Source organism: Streptomyces sp. NPDC050485 (assembly GCF_044458185.1).
Taxonomy (GTDB): Bacteria; Actinomycetota; Actinomycetes; order Streptomycetales; family Streptomycetaceae; genus Streptomyces.
In genome coordinates this window covers 1-4,038 of sequence record NZ_JBITHR010000071.1, presented here as the reverse complement: position 1 = coordinate 4,038, position 4,038 = coordinate 1, and the positions used below count along the sequence as shown (strand labels likewise).

Below are 4,038 nucleotides of genomic sequence, written 5' to 3'. Positions count from 1 at the left end.
TCGCACAACTCCTCGTCATAGGCATCTCGATGCGCCTGTGCCGGAAACCTGGCGATCACCGGGTGCGCACGCCTGACCAACGCGTCGGCCGCGCGTAACGACACGCTGCACCTGGCCCCGACAGCCAGGCCCGTCGGCGGTGGCGGGGCGCCAGTAGACGTAGCAGAGGGTCAGCTGCTCCTGCACCGCGCGCAGTCCCGCCCGGAGCGGCGCCATCGTTCCAGGTGCAGCGTGCCGTGGGCCAGGGCCCGGTGAATGTCGCCCGCCATGGTCTGGAACTGCCGCTCCGGGAGCCGCAAGGCGGCTTCGAGGGAGCCGACTTCGCAGTTGCAGCGATGGTGAGGCGCAGCCTGCGTACCCGGCCGGTCGGCCCCTTCAACGTGGGGCAAGTCAGTGGGAAGGGACGAAGCCTTCTGACTGATCGAGGTGGAATGGCGATCCGGGCTTCTCAGGTGTCCATCCGTTAGCGCGGGCGGTGCGAATGCTGTCGGCGACATCGGATGGGAGGACAGGGCTGCCCGGCCCGACTAGCCAGTTGCTCGGATGCGGTTGGTTGGTGCTGATCACCAGGATGGTGCCCGACGGCGAATCGGCGTGCTCGACCGCATAGGTAAGGGAGGACCAGACCAGGGCCTGGCTATAGGTCGGCCTCCGGCGGAGCATCCAGCGGTAGGTGACGCCGTCGACCATTATCCGTCGCGACCCCTTCTTGACCAGTGCCATACTCACGTCCTTTCCGGCTGAAGCGTAACGAACGACCGCTGATGCGTCGTGCGGGTTTCCCCGCGGCTGGAGTTCAGCCTCTCCGCATGGGAATGACGTCTGGACTTGCTGAGGGGATGGTGGGTCGAGCGGCTTCTGGAGTGGCCAGGAGAGCGACAATCGTGACGGGCTTGTCGCAGTGAGGACAGGATCGCTTTCCAGGGCGCGGGCGACGCGGCGGCGCTTGGTCCGGGCGACGCAGGGGCCCCAAGACGGGACGAAGCCCTGTTGACCGGGGCAGGACGGGCAGCAAGCACCACCTGATCACCGACGCCACCGGCATCCCGCTCGCCGCCACCCTGACCGGCGGCAACCGCAACAACGTCACCCAGCTCATCCCGCTACTCGAAGCGGTCCCGCCGGTGCGGGGCAAGCGCGGCCGGCCCCGGCGCCGCCCGGACGTCGTGCTGGGCGATCGAGGCTACGACCACGACAAGTACCGCCGCCTCGTCTGGGACCTGGGCGTGAAACCAGTGATCGCCCGCCGCGGCACCGAACACGGCTCCGGCCTCGGTACCCAACGCTGGTTCGTGGAGCGCGCGTTCGCGCACCTGCAGTGGTTCCGCCGCCTGCGGATCCGCTGGGAGATTCGCGACGACATCCACGAAGCCTTCCTCGCCCTGGGATGTGCGCTCATCTGCTGGCGGCGGCTTGTCTCCCTACGCTGACAGCATCGGAACCCAGTGATTCATCGCCTCACGCAGGCGTTGCCGATGGTCAGCGATCCAGTCGTCCGGGGGGACGAGCGGCACCCGCACGGTGACCATGGACCCCGACTCGTCCTCTACGACCACCTCAGGGCAGTCACGCTCGCCGGTGAGCTGGATGGAGATGGACGGCCCTCTGTCCCACTCCATCCAGACCACGTCTTCGCCGGCATCGAGCCTGTTCAACGCGGCGGCCCAGCTTTCCAGCTTCGAGGCTGACAGCACCAGGTCGATACGGCCGGACACGAACGGCGTCCTGACGACAATCTCGGCGTCGAGCCCGGCGCTCCACCCCGGATCGCGCCCCAGAACGTTGACGGTGACGCTGTTCCCCTCGTCATCGGCGAGGGAGATGAGCTCCCTCGCAGCGATGTCGCCCATAGCTGCCCCTTCATCGGCGAGTACCGAGAGATCGTCGCCCTGCCAGGAGTGCATCCGCCATCCCATTTCGTTAGGGGTTCTGAGTGCGACTCTGTTGGCGCGTTACTCACATGCGCTCGCCGGTGGCGGGATCGCGGGGCAGTTCGATCGGCGCAATGGCGATCGATTCAATGAGCCACTGCCCCTCCCGCTCGACGAGCAGGTAGGTGGCACGCGATTGCCGAAGTGGCTCAACCCGCAGCTCGTGGGCCAGCGCCACCCCCCGACGCAGCACGCGCACCGACTCGAGGGTGTGCTCCGCCTCGAAGATCTCCGGGTAGCCCAAGAGCCAGTTCAGCTGGTGCCCGAAGGCCTGCTTGCCGGCCAGCCGCTGGCCACCCCGGTTAACCACGTCGACCTGGTCGGCCAGCAGTGCCAGATAGCCAGGGACGTCCTTGGCCTGCCATGCCTCGGTCAGCCGCACCATGACCCCGGCCACCGTCTCCGTCGTACTGGTGTTCATCACGTTCCTCCTCAGTCGCAGCTTGCGTGCCGTGGACATTGATATGCCTAGAGCACATATATGTCAACGGCAGGCATCGGCTAGGATGCGGGCATGGGAGACGAGCAGACCGACGAAGGCCACCAGCAGGTCCTGGAAACAGTCGAGCGCGCCATGGTTCAGCTGCGACGCAGCATGACCCGGCGCACACTGGCACGACTTACCGAGCGCACGGCTATCCCGGTACTCGACCCGGCCGTGGCGGACGTCGTGGACGCGGTTGAGGAGGGACCGGACGGCCCAGGGCAAGAGGTCACCGTGGGCCTGGTGGCCGACCGGCTGGGCATCGATCCATCCCGGGCCAGCCGCATGGTCTCTGCCGCCATCAAGGCCGGCTATCTGCGGCGGGCGGCCTCGCAGGCCGACGGTCGGCGCATTCACCTCGAACTGACCGCCGCCGCAGACGAGCTGTTGGCAGTGGTACATCGATCGCGTCAGGAGCTCTACAGTCACCTGATGCGCGACTGGCCGGAACAAGACTGCGCAGGCTTCGCCGGACTCCTCACCAAGTTCACCGACGAACTGACCCAACTACGCAAACAACAGTCATGACACTGGGCGGCAAGGATCGCTCGGCAACAGCCCGACGACCGGGGCGACTGGTGCCCGCCGTTCGACGGGCGGGTAGCCAGTGCCGGGTCAGGCGACGTTCGCCCTGGTGACGACTTCGCGCAGGCATTCGTCGGCGGCGTGCTTGTTCCGCCAGATGACGAACCGGGCGAGGTGGCTCTCCGGCAGCCAGTCGTCCAGCGACGGTGGCGCAGCAGGACTTGATGCGGGTCGAATGCCCGGAAGGTCTTGTCCACTGCCGCCGGACGGCGTTGCGGCCGCTTCGCCTCGACCGGCTCGACCTCGAACAGCTCATCCTCACCACGCATACCGGGATCATTCCGCACGAAAGATCACGAGACACAGGTGGGTTGCCGGTCACAGAGACACGCTCCTAGCGGCGCAGGAAGGTCCCGCCGTCGATGACCCAGAGGCAGCTGGCCGGAACCGCGCCGCACTTGACGACTTCGGAGTGCGTCTGGGGGTTGGTCCGGTTCCAGCCGACCCGGCGCTGGTGCTGCTCGTCGGTCGGGTAGAAGGTGAGGCCGGCCTCGGGGTGCTGGCCCTCCTCGAAGAGGTAGGGTTCGCCCCCGAGCGGGGTGACCACGGTCTGCGAGATGGGCCCGGTCACGGTGATGGCGCCGTTCCCGTCGACGGTCAGGCAGTCGACGTCGAACTCGGCCCGGATGGTGCCGGTCTTCTCGAACACGTGCTGCACCACGACGTGCCCCCGGGTGTGGCCGTCGACCGTACGTGCGCTGACCCGCGCGGTGAGCCGCTCGCCTGGGTTGGGGCCCGGGCCGTGCTCGTTGAGCAGGGTCCAGCTGTGCAGCGCGAGGTGCTGGGCCCGTAGGGGGGTCGCCGGCGCGGGCGCGGCCGCGGCGGTGCCGGCCGTCCCGGCCGAGAGGGCCACGGCCGCAGTGGTGAGCGCGATGGCGGTGGTGAGCTTTCGCATGGTCAATCCTCAGCAGGGAGAAGGGAGTCGGGCTGCTTGCCGACTGCTGCCTTCGCCCGGGGCCTGGCGGCGCTTACGCAGTACGTCCAGCGTGAGCAGCGGACCGTCATTCCGCGGCAGCACTCCGAACGGATCACCGTCGA

Annotated in this window: 5 protein-coding genes and 2 pseudogenes; 2 read left to right on the top strand and 5 right to left on the bottom strand. The window is 67.8% G+C overall.

The genetic code is table 11. The features are described 5' to 3' along the window. Positions 1-390: 390 nt before the first annotated feature. A complete protein-coding gene (locus ACIBK6_RS42370) occupies positions 391-723 on the bottom strand; it encodes a hypothetical protein (RefSeq protein WP_399058823.1) in 333 nt (110 codons plus the stop codon). Positions 724-965: 242 nt separating this feature from the next. Here ACIBK6_RS42370 and ACIBK6_RS42365 point away from each other — a divergent pair. Next, positions 966-1,430 (top strand): annotated as a pseudogene (locus ACIBK6_RS42365) (IS5 family transposase); the annotation flags it as partial. On the opposite strand, the gene ACIBK6_RS42360 reads toward ACIBK6_RS42365, so the two are convergent. Next, entirely contained in the window at positions 1,422-1,850 is a 429-nt protein-coding gene (locus ACIBK6_RS42360) for a DUF5959 family protein (protein ID WP_327166979.1), read from the bottom strand. The pseudogene ACIBK6_RS42365 and the gene ACIBK6_RS42360 overlap by 9 nt on opposite strands. 106 nt (positions 1,851-1,956) lie before the next feature. Next, entirely contained in the window at positions 1,957-2,352 is a 396-nt protein-coding gene (locus tag ACIBK6_RS42355) for an SgcJ/EcaC family oxidoreductase (protein WP_399058821.1), read from the bottom strand. Positions 2,353-2,445: 93 nt separating this feature from the next. Between ACIBK6_RS42355 and ACIBK6_RS42350 the strand changes: the two genes are divergently transcribed. Further along, positions 2,446-2,943, top strand: a complete 498-nt coding sequence (locus tag ACIBK6_RS42350; protein WP_399058819.1) for a MarR family winged helix-turn-helix transcriptional regulator — start codon at positions 2,446-2,448, stop codon at positions 2,941-2,943. Positions 2,944-3,099: 156 nt separating this feature from the next. Here ACIBK6_RS42350 and ACIBK6_RS42345 read toward each other — a convergent pair. Together ACIBK6_RS42345 and ACIBK6_RS42340 are read right to left on the bottom strand one after the other, a co-directional pair. Further along, positions 3,100-3,251, bottom strand: a pseudogene (locus ACIBK6_RS42345) (IS1182 family transposase); the annotation flags it as partial. 83 nt (positions 3,252-3,334) lie between these two features. Further along, on the bottom strand, positions 3,335-3,895 hold the full coding sequence (locus tag ACIBK6_RS42340) for a hypothetical protein (RefSeq protein WP_399058817.1): 561 nt from the start codon (positions 3,893-3,895) through the stop codon (positions 3,335-3,337). Positions 3,896-4,038: the final 143 nt, after the last annotated feature.

Excerpts from the sequence above, each read along its gene's own strand:
- ACIBK6_RS42350 (WP_399058819.1), top strand. The coding sequence starts at position 2,446 with ATGGGAGACGAGCAGACCGACGAAGGCCACCAGCAGGTCCTGGAAACA.
- ACIBK6_RS42370 (WP_399058823.1), bottom strand. The coding sequence starts at position 723 with ATGGCACTGGTCAAGAAGGGGTCGCGACGGATAATGGTCGACGGCGTC.
- ACIBK6_RS42360 (WP_327166979.1), bottom strand. The coding sequence starts at position 1,850 with ATGGGCGACATCGCTGCGAGGGAGCTCATCTCCCTCGCCGATGACGAG.
- ACIBK6_RS42355 (WP_399058821.1), bottom strand. The coding sequence starts at position 2,352 with ATGAACACCAGTACGACGGAGACGGTGGCCGGGGTCATGGTGCGGCTG.
- ACIBK6_RS42340 (WP_399058817.1), bottom strand. The coding sequence starts at position 3,895 with ATGCGAAAGCTCACCACCGCCATCGCGCTCACCACTGCGGCCGTGGCC.